Origin of the sequence: Corallococcus sp. bb12-1 (assembly GCF_026626765.1) — a bacterium.
Taxonomy (GTDB): domain Bacteria; phylum Myxococcota; class Myxococcia; order Myxococcales; family Myxococcaceae; genus Corallococcus; species Corallococcus terminator.
In genome coordinates, this window is sequence record NZ_JAPNJZ010000001.1 from 489,805 (window position 1) to 507,920 (window position 18,116).

15 protein-coding genes are annotated in these 18,116 nt (G+C 69.9%); 2 read left to right on the forward strand and 13 right to left on the reverse strand.

Annotated elements, in window-relative coordinates; translation table 11 throughout:
* Positions 1-25: 25 nt before the first annotated feature.
* The 8 genes from OV208_RS02010 to OV208_RS02045 all read right to left on the reverse strand — a co-directional run bounded on the left by OV208_RS02010 (position 26) and on the right by OV208_RS02045 (position 8,967).
* Complete coding sequence (locus OV208_RS02010) at positions 26-2,422, reverse strand: WD40/YVTN/BNR-like repeat-containing protein (RefSeq protein WP_267572079.1); 2,397 nt, start codon at positions 2,420-2,422, stop codon at positions 26-28.
* Positions 2,423-2,592: 170 nt separating this feature from the next.
* Positions 2,593-3,342, reverse strand: coding sequence for a hypothetical protein (locus tag OV208_RS02015; protein WP_267572080.1), 750 nt, complete (start codon positions 3,340-3,342; stop codon positions 2,593-2,595).
* A 180-nt stretch (positions 3,343-3,522) separates the two neighbouring features.
* Positions 3,523-4,275, reverse strand: coding sequence for an ABC transporter ATP-binding protein (locus tag OV208_RS02020; protein WP_267572081.1), 753 nt, complete (start codon positions 4,273-4,275; stop codon positions 3,523-3,525).
* Entirely contained in the window at positions 4,272-5,141 is an 870-nt protein-coding gene (locus tag OV208_RS02025; RefSeq protein ID WP_267572082.1) for an ABC transporter ATP-binding protein, read from the reverse strand. Before OV208_RS02025 ends, OV208_RS02020 begins: the two co-directional genes overlap by 4 nt.
* Positions 5,138-6,208, reverse strand: coding sequence for a branched-chain amino acid ABC transporter permease (locus OV208_RS02030; protein ID WP_267572083.1), 1,071 nt, complete (start codon positions 6,206-6,208; stop codon positions 5,138-5,140). The genes OV208_RS02025 and OV208_RS02030 overlap by 4 nt, the downstream gene beginning before the upstream one ends.
* Positions 6,208-7,128, reverse strand: a complete 921-nt coding sequence (locus tag OV208_RS02035) for a branched-chain amino acid ABC transporter permease (RefSeq protein WP_267572084.1) — start codon at positions 7,126-7,128, stop codon at positions 6,208-6,210. Before OV208_RS02035 ends, OV208_RS02030 begins: the two co-directional genes overlap by 1 nt.
* An 18-nt stretch (positions 7,129-7,146) precedes the next feature.
* Positions 7,147-8,355: an ABC transporter substrate-binding protein gene (locus tag OV208_RS02040; RefSeq protein WP_267572085.1), complete on the reverse strand. Its 1,209-nt coding sequence runs from the start codon at positions 8,353-8,355 to the stop codon at positions 7,147-7,149.
* A 156-nt stretch (positions 8,356-8,511) separates the two neighbouring features.
* Positions 8,512-8,967: a hypothetical protein gene (locus OV208_RS02045; RefSeq protein WP_267572086.1), complete on the reverse strand. Its 456-nt coding sequence runs from the start codon at positions 8,965-8,967 to the stop codon at positions 8,512-8,514.
* A 356-nt stretch (positions 8,968-9,323) separates the two neighbouring features.
* Between OV208_RS02045 and OV208_RS02050 the strand changes: the two genes are divergently transcribed.
* Positions 9,324-10,145 carry a YsnF/AvaK domain-containing protein gene (locus tag OV208_RS02050; protein WP_267572087.1) on the forward strand — a complete coding sequence of 274 codons (822 nt, stop codon included), beginning with the start codon at positions 9,324-9,326 and terminating at the stop codon, positions 10,143-10,145.
* Positions 10,146-10,220: 75 nt separating this feature from the next.
* Here OV208_RS02050 and OV208_RS02055 read toward each other — a convergent pair whose 3' ends face one another.
* The 5 genes from OV208_RS02055 to OV208_RS02075 all read right to left on the reverse strand — a co-directional run bounded on the left by OV208_RS02055 (position 10,221) and on the right by OV208_RS02075 (position 15,494).
* The gene (locus OV208_RS02055) at positions 10,221-11,723 is read right to left on the reverse strand and encodes a serine/threonine-protein kinase (protein ID WP_267572088.1); all 1,503 of its coding nucleotides are present in this window, start codon (positions 11,721-11,723) and stop codon (positions 10,221-10,223) included.
* A gap of 54 nt (positions 11,724-11,777) precedes the next feature.
* Positions 11,778-12,080 (reverse strand): hypothetical protein, encoded by a 303-nt coding sequence (locus tag OV208_RS02060; RefSeq protein ID WP_267572089.1) that lies wholly within the window; start codon positions 12,078-12,080, stop codon positions 11,778-11,780.
* 114 nt (positions 12,081-12,194) lie between these two features.
* Positions 12,195-14,024, reverse strand: coding sequence for a molecular chaperone DnaK (gene dnaK / locus OV208_RS02065; protein ID WP_267572090.1), 1,830 nt, complete (start codon positions 14,022-14,024; stop codon positions 12,195-12,197).
* A gap of 2 nt (positions 14,025-14,026) precedes the next feature.
* A complete protein-coding gene (gene grpE, locus OV208_RS02070) occupies positions 14,027-14,884 on the reverse strand; it encodes a nucleotide exchange factor GrpE (RefSeq protein WP_420714970.1) in 858 nt (285 codons plus the stop codon).
* Positions 14,885-14,978: 94 nt separating this feature from the next.
* The gene (locus OV208_RS02075) at positions 14,979-15,494 is read right to left on the reverse strand and encodes a transcriptional regulator (RefSeq protein ID WP_267572092.1); all 516 of its coding nucleotides are present in this window, start codon (positions 15,492-15,494) and stop codon (positions 14,979-14,981) included.
* Positions 15,495-15,741: 247 nt separating this feature from the next.
* On the opposite strand from OV208_RS02075, the gene OV208_RS02080 reads away from it, so the two are divergent.
* Positions 15,742-18,096: a lamin tail domain-containing protein gene (locus tag OV208_RS02080; protein WP_267572093.1), complete on the forward strand. Its 2,355-nt coding sequence runs from the start codon at positions 15,742-15,744 to the stop codon at positions 18,094-18,096.
* The last annotated feature ends 20 nt before the right edge of the window (positions 18,097-18,116 follow it).

An 18,116-nucleotide genomic window follows, 5' to 3' on the forward strand; every position in this document is an offset into this window, starting at 1 on the left:
GTGCCCCACCGTGAACGTCCGCATCTCAGCGCGTCACCCGCAGGACCTGGAACCCCTTCCCGTCCGCGCCGAAGCCCTTCAGGTTCTCCGCCCGCACCACCAGGTCGCCAGAGGCCAGCACGCCCCACACGTCCGCGCGGGCCAGGGCCGTGCTCGTGGTCCTCTCGTAGCGCCGCGCCTCGCGCCACGTCGTCCCGTCCGTGCTGGTGAAGAGCCGCGCGTACACGTCCGAATCGCTCTGCACGTCCCCCGCGTTCGCCCTTCCCGTCCCCAGCACCTGCACTCCTCCTGGCAAGCCTTGAAGGGAGTACGCCGGCCCCGGCAGCGTCAGCAGCGCGTCCACCCGCGCATTGGCGAACACCCGCAGCAGCTTCGGGTGCTCCGGCTCATACAGCGTGGACTGCCCCAGCAGCAGCTCGCCTCCGGACAACACCGAGCCCGTCAGCGCGTTGGCGCCGTAGCCTCCCATCACCTTCGCCCAGGTGCGCCCTCCATCCGTGGAGCGCATCACCGCCGCCTGGGCAGCGCTGCTTCCGAACGTGGCCCACAGCACGCTGCGCACTGGGTCCGCGAACAACGCCAGCCCGTGGCGCGACGCCTGGAACGTGAAGCGCACCGCCCACGTCGTCCCGCCGTCCGTGCTGGCCCACAGCCGCACGGGCGTGCTGCCGGACGTCACCGTCTGGTACTCCAGGAAGAACACCGTGCTCCCCAGCTCCGCGAAGCTCGCCGGGGACGCGGCGCGGTAGGTGCCCAGCGCCACCGCGTCCGTCCACGTCCGCCCTCCGTCCGTGGAGCGCTCCAGGTGGTAGCTGCCGCCGCGGCTCATCTGCGCCAGCAGCGTCCCGTTCTTCAGCGCCGCCATCACCCAGAATGACGCCCCGCCCACGCCCTGGCCTCGCGCGGTGAACGTTCGCCCACCGTCCGTGCTCGCCCACAACCGCGAACGGGCGTCGGCCAGTGCCAACGCGTACACCGTGCCCGCGCCGTCCACCGCCAGCACCTCGTGCGTCGTGTTCGTGAACACCGGCTCCAGCGTCACCGGCCCCGGCACCCCACCGTCTCCAGGCACCGGGCCGCCATCCGTCCCCGCGTCCACACCGCCATCCGGCGCGCTCCCACCGTCCGGCGTCCCCGCGCCGGCATCCGGAGCGCTCCCGCCATCCGGCGTCCCGGCGCCGCCATCCGACGTGCCCCCGCCATCCGGCGTCCCTCCGTCCTGTCCGGAGCCGCCTCCGCCCGGCTGACGCTGCACCGCCACGCGCATCACCTTCGCGCTGGAGTTCGCATCCGGCGAGTCCCCGTAGAAGCACGGCACCTCCGTGACGCTGTCCGGCAGCACGTCCAGCGCGGAGAGGTAGCCCTTGAAGCTGGTGCGCGAGTCCAGCGTCACCGGGTCGCTGAAGGTCCCATCGCGCAGCACCCGGACCCGGAGCTCGTAATCCGCGGCCGACTGCATGTGATTGTAGAAGACATACAGCGCGCTCCCTACCCGGGTGACCGCGGGCTGCAACGCCCAGTCCGGCGTGTTCTCCACCAGCGTGCGCGGCCCGAAGGACGTCCCGTCGAAGCGGCGGTAATACAGACGCTCCGTCTCGTCCTTGTAGACCAGGTGGATGCCGCCCTTGCCGTCCTCCACCGCGCTCAACGCCGCGCCATGGTAGATGCCGTCGGAGAACGCCTCCCGCGAAGGCCCCCACGTGTCCACGGGGTCGGCCGCGTCGCGCACCCGCAGGCGTGTGGGTTCGAACCCGTCGTGCATGGCGTAGAAGAAGACGAGCTTCGAGCCCACGCTCAGCATCCGTCCCCCGCCGCGCTTGCGCACCCGCCCCAGGTCCGGCTGCCGCTGGAAGCTCGAGCCCCCGTCGGTGGAGACCGCCACCACCGCCGTGGAGCCTCCGTCCGACTCCAGGCGGAACGCCTGTATCCACAGCCGCCCGCGCGAGTCCCGGGCCAGGAGTGCCCGCGAGTACGCCGTCGAATCGTCCGCGTTGAACACGCGCACCGCCGGCTCCGGCGCCCAGGTGTGCCCGTCCTCCTGGTAGCGCCACCACTGGAACCAGACGTCGTGCCGCGACGACGCCGAAAGCGAAGGCGCTTCGAACGCATACACGAGCGCCACGTCCCGCCCCACGGCGACCAGCTCCGCCCGGTCATGGTGCGAGGCATCCGGCTGGACGGAGGCGAGCTTTTCGATGCCCTGGAACCCGTCCTCGGAGCGGAACAGGCTCAACCCCTCCCCGCCAGCCCCCTGCTGTTGGATGGCCAGGAGCCACGTGGGCGCATGCCCGTTTCCTGTTTCAATCCGTACCGCATGCCGATGCGCTGGCAGCGTCAGGGCATTGCCCCCGCCCGCCGGCACCATGGGCACACCTCCCGCCGCCACCACCGTGGTCAGCAGGGCCCCCACCCAAGCCATCATCGCGATTCTCCCCCGTCCACACCCACCCCGAAGCTAGGGATGGGAGGCGGGGGAGCAATCCAGCGGAGGCTGTGGGTGGCGGGTCCACCCCTCCAGAAGCGGAGTGGTGGACACACATCCACCGCGCGGCGCTTCCCGGTTCACGGAAGCACGTACGCGCAGTGCCAGGACTACTTCGTCTTGCGGCGGCGAGCGCCCGCGTCCGGCGTGCCCGTGCCGGCGTCGAGGCCCGTGTCCAGCGTGCCCGCGTCCAGCGCGCCCGCGTCCGGCACGGCGGTGACCAGCGGCGGCGGCGGGTTGACGAGCTTCAGCGAGTCGAAGAACGCGTCCGCGGGCGGCGTGCCGCTGTTGGGGTTGAAGAGCACCAGCAGCGTGTACATCCGCGCGCCCACCAGGATGTTGCGCGCCTTGAGCTCGCCCACCGTCGGGGAGCTGACCGTGTAGGCCTTGCCCGGGTAGCCACCCTCCAGCGTGATGTCCTGCTCGTCCTTCAGCGTGCCCTGGACTTCCTTGGCCAGACCGTCCCGACCCTCGTTCAGCAGGGCCTCGGGAGGACGGCTCGCCACGAGCTTCTCCGGGTAGTCCGCGATGCTGACGGAGTAGAGGACTTCCATGGCGCGCGCGGAGTAGGCGGCGGTGGACACCGTGCCGGAGCCCAGCGGGACCTGCTTGCGGGCCACCTGCGGCTCCGCGGGCATGCCGATGCTGAAGCCTTCCGGGGCGTCGTAGGCCTTGAACTCCGGGCCCGTGACGGCGGGACCGCCCTCGGTGGGCACGTCCTCGATGGTGGATTGGGCCTGCCGGCCGTCGCCGCCAGAAGAACCGGAGCTGTCGTCGGTCTTCTGCTGGCTGGCGCACGCGCCAGCGATGAGCGCGAGGGTGGTGAGCGAAGCAAGAAGGAGGCGGGACAACGGAGGCATGGGCACGCTTCCTGATGTGGAAGAAGGGAAGAAAACGGGGTGTCTGGTCAGACGCTAGACGAAGTGCTCCGCCGCTGACTACCCGAGTTTCAGCGCGCCGCCAGGAACTGGCCGCGCCTCCTCCCCCTCAAGCGTCGGGGGGAGGACAGCGTACACAGGCCGGAAGGTCGGCTTTGGGAACTACTCGCCCAGGTACGCGCGCCGGATTTCTGCGCTCTCCAGCAGCGCCTTGCCGGCGCCGGCCATCACCACCTCGCCCGTCTCCAGCACGTAGCCGTAGTGGGCGGCGTTGAGGGCCAGGTGCGCGTTCTGCTCCACCAGCAGCACGCTGACGCCGGTGGCGTTCACCTCGCGCAGCGTGCGGAAGATGGTCTCCGTCACCTGCGGCGCCAGGCCCAGGGACGGCTCGTCCAGGAGCAACAGCTGCGGCTTGCTCAAGAGGGCCCGGGCGATGGCCAGCATCTGCTGCTCGCCGCCGGACAGCGTGCCCGCCAACTGGCGGCGGCGCTCCTTGAGCACCGGGAAGAGCGTGAAGCCCTTCTCCATGTCCTGCTCAACCTGGGCGGTGTCCTTGCGCAGGTACGCGCCCAGCTCCAGGTTCTCCTGCACGGTGAGGTTGGGGAAGATGCCCCGCCCCTCCGGCGCGTGCGCCATGCCGCGAGGCACCAGCTGGTGCGCCTTGAGGCCCGTGATGTCCTGGCCCTCCAGGGTGATGCGGCCCGCGGACGGCTTGAGCATGCCGCTCACCGCGCGCAGGGTGCTCGTCTTGCCCGCGCCGTTGGCGCCGATGAGGGCCACCATCTCGCCCTTGCCCACCTGCAGGGACACGCCCCGGAGCGCCTGGATGGCGCCGTAGCGCACCTGGAGCCCCTCCACCGTGAGCAGCGGCCCGAACGCACGGCGCTCGCCCAGCACCTTCACTGGCTCGCTCACGCCGCGCCTCCATGGGATTCCAGGTAGCTGTCGCCCAGGTACGCCTCGATGACCTTGCGGTCGCTTCGCACTTCCGCCGGGGCGCCGCGCGCGATGGTCTCTCCGTGGTCCAGCACGGTGATGGTCTCGCAGATGCCCATCACCAGCTTCATGTCGTGCTCGATGACCAGCACCCCCAGCGAGAACTCGTCGCGCAACCGGCGGATGAGCACCATCAGGTCCGCCTTCTCCCGCGTGTTCATGCCGGCCGCGGGCTCATCCAGCAGCAGCACCTTGGGCCGCGTCCCCAGCGCGCGGGCGATCTCCAGCCGGCGCTGCTCTCCGTAAGGCAGGTTCTTCGCCTCCTCGTCGCGGCGGTGCGACAGGCCCATCACCTCCAGGAGGTGCTCCGCCTGTCGCGTGAGCTCGTGCTCCTCCCGCTGGAAGCCGGGGGTGAGCATGAGCGCGCGCCACCAGTCGCGGTAGTTGCGCAGCGCCGTGCCCACCTTGGCGGCCGGGCCCAGCTTCACCGGGTGCAGGGCGCCCTGCGCGCGGCAGGCCACCTTCACGTTGTCCAGCGCGGTGAGCGCGCGGAACAGGCGGATGTTCTGGAAGGTGCGCGCGAGGCCCAGGTGATTGATTTGATGCGGCACCCAGCCGTTCACCTTCTGCCCGGCCACGCGCACCTCGCCCTCGGTGGGCTGGTACACGCCGGTGAGCACGTTGAACGCGGTGGACTTGCCCGCGCCGTTGGGCCCGATGAGGCCCAGCAGGTCCCCCTGGCGCACGGTGAGGTTGAAGTCCGTGAGGGCCTTGAGGCCCCCGAAGCGGATGCTCACCCCGGACGCCTGGAGCATCGCGTCCTGTGACGTGGCGGCCACGCTCATGACAGCCCCTTCTTCTTGCGGGGAAGCCAGCGCGGCAGGATGTCCCAGAGTTCCTTCGTGCCGAACAGGCCCTGGGGCCGGAGCAGCATCAGCACCACCAGCAGGACGCCGTACACGGGCATGCGGATCTGGTCGACCTTCTGCGCCAGGCTGCCCTCCGCGCCCAGCGCGCCGAACAGCGAGCGCAGGCCCTCCGGCAACAGCGTGAGGAAGATGGCCGCGACGATGGCGCCCGTCGTGGAACCCAGGCCGCCCAGCACCACCATGACGACGATCTCCATCGACTTCACGAAGGTGAACGAGCCCGGGTTGATGATGGGCACGAAGTGGGCGAACAGGCCGCCCGCGATGCCGGCGAAGAACGACGAGATGACGAACGCGCGGACCTTGTAGCCGGTGGTGTCCACGCCCATGGCTTCGGCGGCGACCTCATCCTCGCGGATGGCCCACAGGCTGCGGCCGTGACTGGAGCCCGCGATGCGGCGGGCCACCAGCACCACCAGGAAGACCCAGAAGTACACCATGGCCACGCTGGAGTACTGCGGGATGCCCGACAGCCCCAGCGCGCGGCCGAACGCCTCCGTGTTCTGCACGAAGACACGGATGATTTCGCCAAAGCCCAGCGTGACGATGGCCAGGTAGTCCCCGCGCAGTCGCAGCGACGGCAGGCCCACCAGGAAGCCGCAGAGCGCCGCGCAGACGCCGCCCGCGAGCAGCGCCACCACGAAGAGCACCTGGTCGCTGGCGGCCACCGGCAGGAAGGAGAGCGCCACCTCCTTGAGCGACAGCGACGTGACGCCGGCGATGTACGCGCCCACCGCCATGAAGCCCGCGTGGCCGATGGAGAACTGGCCCGTCATGCCGTTCACGATGTTGAGGCTCACCGCGAGGATGATGTTCACCCCCACGACGGACAGCAGATACGTGGCGAAGGGGGAAGCGCCCAGCATCCACTCGGCCAGCGCCAGCACCGGCAGCGCGAGGAGCACGGGCAACAGGCCCCGCAGCGCCGGAGGAATGGGGCCCGCCATGTCGTCGGGCAGGGTCGTCGCGCCAGGGGTCGCCATCAGACCTTCTCCGCCGCGACCCGACCGAAGAGGCCGCCCGGCTTCACCAGCAACACCAGGATGAGGAAGGCGAAGGCCACCGCGTCACGCCAGGTGCTGGCCGCGTAGCCCACGACGAACTCCTCCACGAGCCCCAGCAGCAGCGCGCCCACCACCGCGCCCGGGACGTTGCCGATGCCGCCGATGACCGCCGCCACGAAGGCCTTGAGGCCCACGTACAAGCCCATCAGCGGACTCACCGACGTGTCCTTGATGGCGTAGAGCAGGCCCGCGCCCGCCGCCAGCGCGCTGGAGAGCATGAACGTCAGCGCGATGATGCGGTCGGTGGGGATGCCCATCAGCGCCGCGGTGCGGTGGTCCCACGACACCGCGCGCATCGCCTTGCCGAAGCGCGTCCGGTACACGAGGAACTGGAGCGCGCCCATCAGCGTCACCGCGATGAGCAGGCTGATGACCTGCCAGTTCCACACCACCACGTCGCGGTCGCCGATGATGAACCACTCGGTGGGGACGATGACCTCCGGGAAGGCCCGGGGGGACGCGCCCGGCAGGAAGCCGATGTCCAACTGGAAGCCGTACGACAGCGCGAACGAGATGCCGATAGCGGTGATGAGCGCGGTGAGGCGCGGCTTCTCGCGCAGCGGCCGGTAGGCGAAGCGTTCGATGAGGAAGCCGAGCAGCGCGCAGCCGCCCATGGCCACCGCGAAGATGACGACCACGCCCCAGAGGGAACGCTGCGCCTCGCGCCCGAGGGCGAAGGCGGTCGCGTAGCCCATGTAGACGCCGACCATCATCACGTCGCCGTGGGCGAAGTTGATGAGCTTGAGGACGCCGTACACCATCGTGTAGCCCAGTGCGACCAGGGCGTAGATGGTGCCGGAAGCCAGTCCGTTGATGAGATGCTGGAGAAGCTGCGACATGCCGGGTGGGGGCCCTGACTACGGAGCGATGGTGGTGACGTAGGTGGACTTGCCGTCCGCGACCTTCAGCACCACGGCGGACTTCACCGCGTTGCGCTTCGCGTCCAGCGTGATGACGCCCGCCACGCCCGGGAAGTCCTTCGTCTGCGCGATGGCCTCGCGCAGCGCCGGGCCGCTGGTGTTCGGGGCGCGCTTCAGCGCGTCGATGGCGACCCGCGCGGCGTCATACGCCAGCGCCGCGAGCGCGTCCGGCACCGCGCCGTTGTAGTCCGCCTTGTAGTCCGCGATGAACTTCTTCACGAGCGCGTCCGGGTTGTCCGGCGAGTAGTGATTGGAGAAGTAGCTGCCGTCGATGGCGCTGCCGCCCAGCTCGAAGAGCTTCTCGGAGTCCCAGCCGTCGCCGCCCATCAGCGGCACCTTCAGGCCAAGCTCACGCGCCTGACGGGCGATGACGCCCACCTCGCTGTAGTAGCCCGGCACGTAGATGCCTTCCGGCTGCGTCTTCTTGATGGCCGTCAGCTGCGCGCGGTAGTCCGTGTCGCCCTGGCTGTAGCTCTCCGTGACCGTGATCTTGCCGCCCAGCTCCGCGAACTTCTGGCGGAACACCTCCGTGAGGCCAATGGAGTAGGCGCTCTTGTTGTCCTGGAGCACCGCGACCTTGTTGAGCTTGAGGTTCTCCCGCGCGAACTTGGCCATCACGAAGCCCTGGAACGGGTCGATGAAGCAGACGCGGAAGATGTTGTCGCCCTTCTCCGTCACCGTGGGGTTGGTGGACGAGGGCGTAATCATCGGCACGCCGGCCGCCTGCGCCTTCTCCGCCATGGCGAGCGAGCTGGACGAAGCCACCTCGCCCAGGATGAGCACCACCTTGTCCTGGGTGATCAACCGGGTAACGGCCTGGGCCGCTTCCTCGGGCTTGCTCTGGTCGTCGTAGACGCGCACTACCAGCTTCTTGCCCTTCACCCCGCCCGCCGCGTTGGCCTCCTTCAGCGCCAGCGCGATGCCGTTGCGGCTGGAGATACCGAAGGTGGCCTGTCCGCCCGTCAGCGCGCCCACTTCGCCCAGGACGATGACGTCGTCACCCGCCGGGGTGCCGCCGCCCTGCGCCACGGCCGGAACCTGCGCCGCGGGCTGGCCGCCGCCCTCTCCCGTGGGCTGCGTCTTCTTCTCGCAGGCGACCGCCAGGACGGCGAGCGCGGCGAGGAGCATCGGGGCAAGTCGTCGCATGTGGGGGTTCCCTCCGGGGGGAGATGACGGCAAAGCCCCGGTTTTCTAGGGGAGCCCTCCCCATGGGTCAAGCGCACAGCTTGGAACCGGACTGCCGCGAACACCCCGGAACAGCGCTGTCGTGCGCCCTGTCCCCCTCCGGGCGTCCCCCAAGACTCAGCCTCTGGAAGGCGTCCCTGGCTCCATCCAGAAATGCTCCCGGCCCGACGGCCCGCGTCGAACCAGGGGCTCCGGCCAGACTTCCGGGTCCCCTTCCGCCTCGTCCCCCGACACCCCCAGCGCGAGCGCCAGTGCGTCCGCGCAGGGGTGCCACGCCCCGTCGTCCACCGGTCGGGCAGGCGGCTGCCCGGCAAGCGTCGTCGTTCCGGCGGGGGCCTTCGCGAGGAGAAGCGCCCCGGGAAGGACCGCCTTCGACGCGGCCATGGAGCTCCGGCGGCGCACGAGCCCGCCGGCCACCAGCGCCCCCACCATGCCGGCCATCCACGCGAGTCCCGGACGTGAAGCCCGGAACCTGGCGTCGCGAGCGCCGGGGCGACGAGAACTGGAAGGGCTCCCGCTCCACGGCATGCCGCTCCACCACTTCAAGCTCCGGCCCAGGCTCGTGCCGCCCATGGAAGGCTCCTCGTTCGCGGGCCGGGACACCCGGACCCACGCTCCAAGGGTGGGGCGTCAGGCGCAGCGCGGCCAGCGGGGGGGACGGGTCGCTTCGCCCCTGCATGCCCGCTGTCCTGACGGGAGAAGCGGGAAGGCCCTCAGGGAACATGACAACGGCGGGCTGGGTGACGAGCCCCCGGATCACACGGGCCCAGGGGTTTTCTTGTCAGTTATTGGACCCACCTTCCTGCTGATGGCCGTGGCGGGCACCTCGCGTCCTCTCCCCCCAGGAGCTCCAGCCCAGTGCGACGGACGACCTCCGGCGCTCCGCCTGGCCACAACCGACCCGACGTGACGGCACAAGGAGCCAGTCCATGTTCAATCGCAAAGACATCAAAGGCGGCATCAAGGAAGGCATGGTCGTCCGCAGCAGCGACGGCGAGAAGCTGGGCAAGGTGTTCGCCATCAGCGAAGGCGAGTTCCACATCGAGAAGGGGATGTTCTTCCCGAAGGACTACCTGGTCCGCTACGTGGAGGTGAGCGACATCCGAGGCGATGAGATCTACCTCAACCACGGTCGCGAGGCCTTGAGCAGCCTGGCCGATGCCAGCAACGCCGGCGCCCTGGGCACGGCGGCCACCGGCGCGGTGGGCACCGTGAAGACGGGTGCGCAGAAGATTGGCGACGTACCGAGGACGGGCATGAAGGACACCCGTCTGGAGGCGCGTGCCAACCTGAAGGACGCCGAGCGCATCGCGAACGAGGACGTCACGCTGCGCACCCACCATGAGGAGCTGGAGGCCATCAAGCACCAGCACCGTGCGGGCGAGGCCCAGGTGAGGAAGGTCGTCGTGGAGGAGATGCGCACCGTGCAGGTACCGCTGCGCCACGAGGAGGTGGAGGTGGTGCGCCGGGCGGTGGCGCCGAACACGCCCGACACGGCGGACTTCCGCGAGGAGACCATCCGCATCCCGCTGAGCGCGGAGGACGCGGAGCTGCAGAAGCGGGTCTACGCGGATGAGGACATCGACATCCGCAAGCGCTCCATGGAGGAGACCCGCAGCATGGAGGCCCGCGTCCGCCACGAGGAGGTGGAGGGCGTGACGGTGGTGCGCACCGAGGAGGAGCTGGCCGAAGACACGCGCCGCATCGGCTACAAGGCGGACGCCGACCTGGATCCGCTCAAGCGCCGCTAGTCCTCACCGTGCGAAGTCCGTCTGGCCTTGTGTACGCCCCCGCATGCCGCCTTCCCCCGGCGTGCGGGGGCTTCTTCAGCGCTCGCGGCCACCCGGGCGCGGCGGAGGCCGAGCGATGGGCGTCGCGCGCGTCGGGGCCTCGCGGGCCGGACTGACGGAGGTCTCCATCCGCTGCGAGTCGCGCAGCCGCTCCGGAAAGAGCCGGGCCGTGAGCGCCGCCAGCGCCGTGTCGCGCGCGGGCGGACACGCGGCCACCAACCGATCCGCCATGGCGTGGGCGGTGTCGAAGCGCGACTCGGGCGCCTTGGACAGCGCCACCGACAGCACGTTCCACAGGGGCACCGGCACCTCCTTGGGACGCAGGAGCTTGTCCTGGCAGATGGCCTTCATCGTGGCCAGCTCGTCGTCGCGGTCGAAGGCGCGCGTGCCGGTGAGCGCCTGGTAGAGGATGAGGCCCATGGCGAACAGGTCGCTTCGCGCGTCCAGCTTCAGCCCCAGCGCCTGCTCCGGGGACATGTAGAGCGGCTTGCCCTTCACGATGCCCGGCAGCGTCACCGTGCGCTGCGCGCGCACCTTCGCCACGCCGAAGTCCAGCACCTTCACCTGGCCGTCGAAGCCGATCATCAGGTTGTGCGGCGACAGGTCGCGGTGCACCAATTCCAGTGACGCGCCGTCCTCGCCCTTGAGCGCGTGCGCCGCATGCAGCCCCTGCAGGGCCTGCGACACCACGGCGGACGCCACCCCCGGCTCCAGCGGTCCCTTGTTGGCGCGCAGCAGCCGGTCCAGGTCGATGCCGTTCACCAGCTCCATGGCGATGTAGTACGCGCCCTGCGCCTCGCCGAAGTCGTAGACGTGCACGAGGTTGGGGTGCGACAGCCGCAGGCCGATTCGCGCCTCGTCCAGGAACTGCTGCACCATCTCCTGCTGCGCCGTCAGGTGCGGAAGGATGCGCTTGAGCGCCACCAGCCGGCCCAGGCCCTCTGGCCCCCGCGTGCGGGCCACCAGCACCTGCGCCATGCCGCCCGTGCCCAGCGGCTTCACGATTTCATAGCGACCAATGCGCCCGCGCTGCACGGGCGTGCCCTCCGCGTCCAGTTCGTCCAGCCGCTCCAGCGGCCCCCGGCCGTCCGTCAGCGCCAGGAAGGACAGCACCGCCGAGTCCAGCTGTTCGCCAATCGCCTCCACCAACCCCATCACCCGCGCGCCGCCATCCTCGAAGGCCCCGTCCACCACCAGCCCCATCCCGCCCAGGTTGATGCGCCCCAGCGTGAGCTGCACGCAGAAGAGCGTGCGGCCATCGCGCAGCGGCTTCGGCCCCGTCCAGTGCGCCGCTTCGAAGACGTCCGCGCCCAGCTCCCCCAGCACCCGCGTCAGCACCGGCCCGCGCGTGCCCCGGAGCGACACGAAGCCCGCCCGGGCATGCACCATCCGCGCGCACTGCGTGAGGAAGACGTCCAGACCGGTGTCCAGGTCCAGACCCCGCTCCAGGCAGTCCTCGAGGATGTCGTCGGCCATCCGGTTCACGGCCGTCAGGCCGCGCAGGAAGGCGAGCTCTTCTTCGGGGGAATGGAACTCCACGCACCCATCAATACCCGAAAAGCCGGCGCAGAGAAGCGCCCGGGAGGTGGGGCGTCAGACGCGCTCGCGGTCCAGGCGCACCGCCGAGGGCAGGCGCTCCGGCAGCTCCGGGGAGGCCCGGGTGACGGGGTGCTCCAGCATGCCGTGCCGATCCAACATGTGCTCCAGGTGCGCCACGCGGGCGCGCAGCCCCTCCAGCTCCCCGGCGGACACCTGCCCGCGGGCCTGGACCTCGCGCACGCGCAGCCACGTCTCCACCACGGGCTTGAGGGCGAAGCGCAGCGTGAGGCCGAGCAGGGGCACACCGACGGTCATGCCGGTGACCAGGATGATCATCACGGCTTCTGTCAGTTCCATGAGGGGGCTCCGGGGAAGAAAGAGGCGGACCCCCGGGCCTACGAACGCGGGCGCCGGGCGATTGCAGGCCCCGGCGTTTTCCCACCGACCGGACAGCGGAGGCCCGGCGGAGTGTCAGCCGGACTTGGCCTGGTCGCTGTAGATGGCGTCGGCGATGCGGTAGGCGCTGCCCTCCAGGCGCTGGAAGGCTTCGCGCAGGGCGCCCACGTCGGAGGTGTTGAGGATGGAGCGCAGCCGCTCCAGGTCCACCTTGATCTCCTCGCGGTCCTTCTCCGACAGGAGGCTGGCGTACTCCTCCAGGCTCTTCTCCGTGGTGTAGATGAGCCCGTCCGCGTTGTTGCGCAGCTCCGCCAGCTCCTTCTTCTTCTTGTCGTCCGCGGAGTGCGACTGCGCGTCGGAGATCATCGTCTGGATCTCCGCCTCCGACAGGCCGGAGTTGCCCACCACGCGCACCTGCTGCTGCTTGCCGGTGCCCAGGTCGCGCGCGCTCACGTGCACGATGCCGTTCGCGTCGATGTCGAAGGACACTTCAATCTGCGGCACGCCACGGGGCGCGGGCGGGATGCCCACCAGTTCGAAGCGCGCGAGCGTCTTGTTGTCCGCCGCCATCTCGCGCTCGCCCTGCAGGACGTGCACGGACACGAGCGGCTGGTTGTCCACGGCGGTGGAGAACACCTGGCCCTTCTTGCAGGGGATGGTGGTGTTCTTGTCGATGATCTTCGTGAACACGCCGCCCGCGGTCTCCACGCCCAGGGACAGCGGCGTGACGTCCAGCAGGAGGACGTCCTTCACCTCGCCCTTGAGCACGCCACCCTGGATGGCGGCGCCCACGGCGACGACCTCGTCCGGGTTGATGCCCTTGTGGGGCTCCCTGCCGAAGAACTCCTTCACCTTCTGCTGCACGCGGGGCATGCGCGTCATGCCGCCCACCAGGAGCACCTGGTTGATGGCCTGCGCGGTGACACCCGCGTCCTTGAGCGCGATGCGGCACGGCTCGATGGAGCGGTCGATGAGGTCCGCGACCAGCGCCTCGAAGGTGGACCGGTCGATGGTCTCCGTGAGGTGCTTGGGGCCGGACGCGTCCGCGGTGATGAACGGGAGGTTGACCTCCGTCTCCGGGGCGCTGGACAGCTCGTGCTTGGCGCGCTCGGCGGCTTCCTTCAGGCGCTGGAGCGCCATGCGGTCCTTGCGCAGGTCCAGGCCGTTGTTGCCTTCGGCGAAGCGCTTGGCCAGGTAGTCGATGAGGCGCTGGTCGAAGTCCTCGCCGCCCAGGAACGTGTCGCCGTTGGTGCTCTTCACCTCGAACACACCGGAGGTGAGCTCGAGGATGGAGATATCGAACGTGCCGCCGCCCAGGTCGTAGACGGCGATGCGCTCCGTGGGGCTGTCCTTCACCTTGTCCAGGCCGTACGCGAGCGCCGCGGCGGTGGGCTCGTTGATGATGCGCAGCACGCTCAGGCCCGCGATGCGGCCCGCGTCCTTGGTGGCCTGGCGCTGGCTGTCGTTGAAGTAGGCGGGGACGGTGATGACGGCCTCGGTGACGGGCTCGCCCAGGTAGTCCTCCGCCGTCTGCTTCATCTTCATCAGCACGATGGCGCTGACTTCCGGCGGGCTGTAGCCCTTGCCGCGGATCTCCACCCACGCGTCGCCGTTGGGGCTGGCGGCCACCTTGAAGGAGCTGACGCCAATGGCCTTGCGCGCCTCCGGCGAGTCGTACTTGCGGCCGATGAGGCGCTTGGCCGCGAAGACCGTGTTCTCCGGGTTGGTGATGGCCTGCCGCTTGGCGATCTGCCCCACCAGGCGTTCACCGGAGTCGGTGAAGCCCACCATGGACGGGGTGGTGCGGCTGCCTTCGCTGTTGGGGATGACCACCGGCTCGCCGCCTTCCATCACGGCGACGCAGGAGTTGGTGGTGCCCAGGTCGATACCAATCACCTTCGCCATGACTACTGACTCCCCCCGGAGGAACTCTCGGAATCCGCGGGCGCCTGGGGCGCCTCGCTGCTGCTGGACTGCGAATCGGTGCCGACAGGCGCGGCGGCGGCGGGCGGCGGGGCGACGACTTCGGGCGCGCGCGCGACGACGACCATCGCGGGACGCACCAGCCGGTCATTGAGGTGGAAGCCTCGCGCCACCTCATAGACGACGTGGCCGGAGGCGACGTCGGCGGTCTCCACCTGCTGGATGGCTTCGTGCAGGCGCGGGTCGAAGGGCTGCCCCTTGGCGCTGAAGCCCTTCACGCCGTGGCGGGAGAGCGCGTCCTCGAAGGACTTGCGCGTCATGGCCACGCCCTTCTGGAAGCTGTCGAAGTCGGTGGACTTGCTGGCGGCGTCGAGCGCGCGGTCCATGTTGTCCATGACCGGGAGCAGGTCCTTGAGGAGCTTCTCCGCCCCGAACTTCTGGACGTCCTCCTTCTCCTTCTGGGCGCGCTTGCGGTAGTTCTCCAGGTCCGCGGCGGCGCGCAGGGCGCGCTCCTGGAAGTCCTTGGCGCGCTCGTGCGCTTCCTTCAAGCGCTCCAGCGTCTCGCGAGCCTTGGCCTGGCTGAAGTCCAACTGCGCGCGCAGCGACTCCACCTCCTGCCGGAGCACGGCCGCGTCCTCGGTGGAAGGAGTGGCTTCGGGGGTGGAGGCGGCCGCTTCGGATTCGGAGGCGGCGACTTCCACCTCCACCTCCGTTTCAGAACCTGCGGTGTCCGCGCCTTCGTCCATCCGACGCTCGACGCTGGCAACCGCCTCGTCGATCACGTCCTGCCCGATGTCCGTCTGGATGCTGCCCTTGTCATTGGTCCCCGACACGGCGCGCACTATCTCACGCGCCGGGGAGCGATCCAACAGGACCCGAGGGAGGTCCACGCCGTGCCCTGCATGCGGGCAGGCGCGGTCCATGCGCAACGGAACTTCACGCTCCTGGCGCGGGTTTCTTGCGTCCCAACGTTTTCTTGGAAGCCGATTTCTTCGCGGCCTTGGCACCTTTCGGGGCCGGAGCCGGGGCGGCGGCGGTCTTCTTGCGGCCAATGGACTTGGGGGCCTTGGAGGCCTTGGCCTTGTCCGCGCTCTTCGCCTTGGGGGCCGAGGCGCGGGGGGCGGCGGCGGCCGGGGAGGCCTCGGCAGGAGGCTCCGAGCCGGCCCCGGACGGGGTGCCGGTGGCGCCGGCGCCGGGCTTGAAGGCCTCCTCGACGGTGGTCTCGACGCGGCGCACGGCGGTTTCAATCTTCTCCGCGGCGGTCTTGGTGGTGGCGGCGGCCCAGGTGCGCAGCTGTTCCAGGCCTTCCTTCACCTTGGCCTGCTTCTCCGGGTCCTTCACTTCCTTGAGGAGCCGCTCGGCCTCACCCCGGAGGTCGTCCGTGGTGCGCTTGAGGTCCTCGCCGGTGCGCTTGAGGAACTCCATCAACTGCCTGTCCCACTTCTCGGCCATGACCCGTCTCCTCCGCTCTGGCTGCCTGAACCCATCCAACTGCACGTCTGACAGGAGCGCAAAGCCTTCCGTCCTGTCCAGACGCAGACGGCGGGATGCGCCATCGATTGCCTTGTGACGCTGCGTCAGCCACCCTGTCCGGCGGCAAGCGGGTGCCCGCGCGACAGTCCACTGCCAGACACGTTAAGGTGCGTGCCCTCTGCCGGAAAGCCGCCGTCGCGCGGAACCGGTGCTGGAGCTTCCCATCATGTCGCGGTCCATCCGGGCGGTCTGGTCGCTCGTCCTACTCACCACCGTCGTGTCGCTGTCCGCCTGTAGCTCCGAGGACCCGGAGACGGCGGGGCCGGTGTTGCCGGCGGTCACGCTGCACGCGGCGACGGTGGGCGCGCCCTTTGAACAGGTGCTGACCGCGACCGGCGGCACGCCGCCCCTCACCTATTCGGTGAGCACGCTGCCCCCGGGCTTCTCCTTCTATGGAGACAGCGGGCGACTGGTGGGGCCCGCCACCGAAGAGGGCGAATGGACGCTGACGGTGGGCGTGCGCGACGCGAAGGGCGCCCAGCAGACGCGGAGCTACGCCCTGCGCGCCTGGGCGGCCCCGGTCATCAGCACCGTGTCGCCACTGCCGCCCGCCACGGCGGGCATCGACCACACCTTCACCTTCACGGCCACCGGGGGGGCGCCCCCGCTGACCTGGTCGCAGGCGGGTGGTGCGCTGCCGCCGGGGCTGGAGCTGTCGCCGGCCGGGGTGCTGACGGGCACGCCGCAGAATCCCGCGCTGTATGAGTTCACGCTGCAGGTGACGGATGCCAACGGCGTCCAGGCCACCGCCGTGCTGCGGCTGCCCCTGCGCACCCCGAACGGCGACCTGCCGGACGGCGGTCCGGTGACAGACGCCGGGACGGCGACGGACGGGGGGACGAAGACGGATGGCGGGACGGACGCGGGTCCGGCGACGTCAGCGCCCCTGAAGGTGGGCAACTGGAACATCGAGTGGTTCGGGGACCCGGGCTATGGGCCCACCGACGAAGCGTTGCAGTTGGCCAACGCGACGGCGGTCATCGCGGACGCGGGCCCGGACGTGCTGGGCGTGGCGGAGATCGTCAACGACACCCAGTTCAACGCGCTGAAGGCGGGGCTGCCCGGCTACGACGGCTTCCTGGCCGGTGATTCCACGCGGGTCGGCGGCGCGTACTACTACTACGGCGCCGCGGACCAGAAGGTGGGCGTGCTGTTCAAGTCGGACGTGGTGCAGGTGCTGGCCGCGAACGTCGTGCTGTCGTCCTGTATCAGCGACTTCGCCGGCCGGCCGCCGCTGCGCGTGGACCTGCGCGTGACGCGCGGGAGCGTGAAGGTGGACCTGACGGTGATGGTGCTGCACATGAAGGCGTTCGCGGATGCGGACGCGTATGCCCGGCGTCAGGGCGCGTCGGCGTGCCTCAAGGACTACCTGGACACGACCCTGCCCACGCAGAACGTGATGGTGATGGGGGACTGGAACGATGACGTGGACACGTCCATCTACGTGACGAACCCGTCGCCGTACCAGAACCTGGTGAGCGATCCGGCGCGCTACAAGTTCCTCACCCAGGCGCTGTCGGAGTCGGGGGCGCGCTCCACGGTGGGCAACAGCCAGTTCATCGACCATCAACTGGTGACGAACGAGTTGGTGCCGTACCACGTGGCGGACTCCACGGCGGTGCTCAGGCCGAGCATCGCCAACTACGGGAACAGCACGTCGGACCACTACCCCATCTTCAGCCGCTTCGACTTCGGCACGCTGGCGCAGCCGCGCAGCGTGAAGGTCACGGCGCCCAACGGCGGCGAAACGCTGGCGGCGGGCAGCACGTTCGACATCACCTGGACGTCGAGCAACGTGTCGCAGGTGAACGTGCAGTATTCGTTGGACGGCACGGTGTGGCGCGACGTGGCGACGAACCTGTCGGCGGCGAGCGGGCGCTACACGTGGACGGTGCCGAGCGAGGCCTCCACCACGGCGCGGGTGCGGGTGGCGGACGCGACGCGCGCCGACGTGGCGGACCTGAGCGACGGGGCGTTCACGCTGACGCGGCCGACGCTGACGGTGTTCATCAACGAGTACCTGGCGCAGCCGGTCAACGGGCCTGCGGGAACGCCGGACTACGACCAGCAGTTCGTGGAGCTCTACAACGCGGGGCCGGGGTCGGTGGACCTGAGCGGCTGGAAGATCCACGACGCGAAGTCGTATTCGGGCACGGATGCGGCGCGACACACGTTCGCGGCGGGCACGGTGCTGCCGGCGGGCAAGGGGTACGTGGTGTATTCGGGGGCCACGGCGCTGCCGCAGGGGGCGACGTACGCGACGGTGTCCAACGGCGGGCAGGGTCTGCGCTTCGACCGGGGCGTGAACCAGCAAGGCGCGGGCGATACGGTGTACCTGGTGCGCGCGGACGGCACGGTGCAGGACAGCCACTCGTATGCGAGCCCGCCCATGGATGTGTACCAGGGCTATTCGTTCAACCGGAAGCCGGACAGGAGTGCCACGGGGTCCTGGGGCCTCTGCTCCGAGCTGGGGCCCTACGTGGCGACGCCCGGACGCAGGGCGGACGGCTCCGCGTTCTGACGGATCCGCGAGGCACGACT

What these genes read in the sequence shown, in the direction of transcription:
- OV208_RS02015 (WP_267572080.1), bottom strand. Translation starts at nt 3,342, where the DNA reads ATGCCTCCGTTGTCCCGCCTCCTTCTTGCTTCGCTCACCACCCTCGCG.
- OV208_RS02035 (WP_267572084.1), bottom strand. Translation starts at nt 7,128, where the DNA reads ATGTCGCAGCTTCTCCAGCATCTCATCAACGGACTGGCTTCCGGCACC.
- OV208_RS02040 (WP_267572085.1), bottom strand. Translation starts at nt 8,355, where the DNA reads ATGCGACGACTTGCCCCGATGCTCCTCGCCGCGCTCGCCGTCCTGGCG.
- OV208_RS02030 (WP_267572083.1), bottom strand. Translation starts at nt 6,208, where the DNA reads ATGGCGACCCCTGGCGCGACGACCCTGCCCGACGACATGGCGGGCCCC.
- OV208_RS02045 (WP_267572086.1), bottom strand. Translation starts at nt 8,967, where the DNA reads ATGGGCGGCACGAGCCTGGGCCGGAGCTTGAAGTGGTGGAGCGGCATG.
- OV208_RS02060 (WP_267572089.1), bottom strand. Translation starts at nt 12,080, where the DNA reads ATGGAACTGACAGAAGCCGTGATGATCATCCTGGTCACCGGCATGACC.
- OV208_RS02075 (WP_267572092.1), bottom strand. Translation starts at nt 15,494, where the DNA reads ATGGCCGAGAAGTGGGACAGGCAGTTGATGGAGTTCCTCAAGCGCACC.
- OV208_RS02050 (WP_267572087.1), top strand. Translation starts at nt 9,324, where the DNA reads ATGTTCAATCGCAAAGACATCAAAGGCGGCATCAAGGAAGGCATGGTC.
- OV208_RS02010 (WP_267572079.1), bottom strand. Translation starts at nt 2,422, where the DNA reads ATGATGGCTTGGGTGGGGGCCCTGCTGACCACGGTGGTGGCGGCGGGA.
- dnaK (WP_267572090.1), bottom strand. Translation starts at nt 14,024, where the DNA reads ATGGCGAAGGTGATTGGTATCGACCTGGGCACCACCAACTCCTGCGTC.
- OV208_RS02080 (WP_267572093.1), top strand. Translation starts at nt 15,742, where the DNA reads ATGTCGCGGTCCATCCGGGCGGTCTGGTCGCTCGTCCTACTCACCACC.
- OV208_RS02025 (WP_267572082.1), bottom strand. Translation starts at nt 5,141, where the DNA reads ATGAGCGTGGCCGCCACGTCACAGGACGCGATGCTCCAGGCGTCCGGG.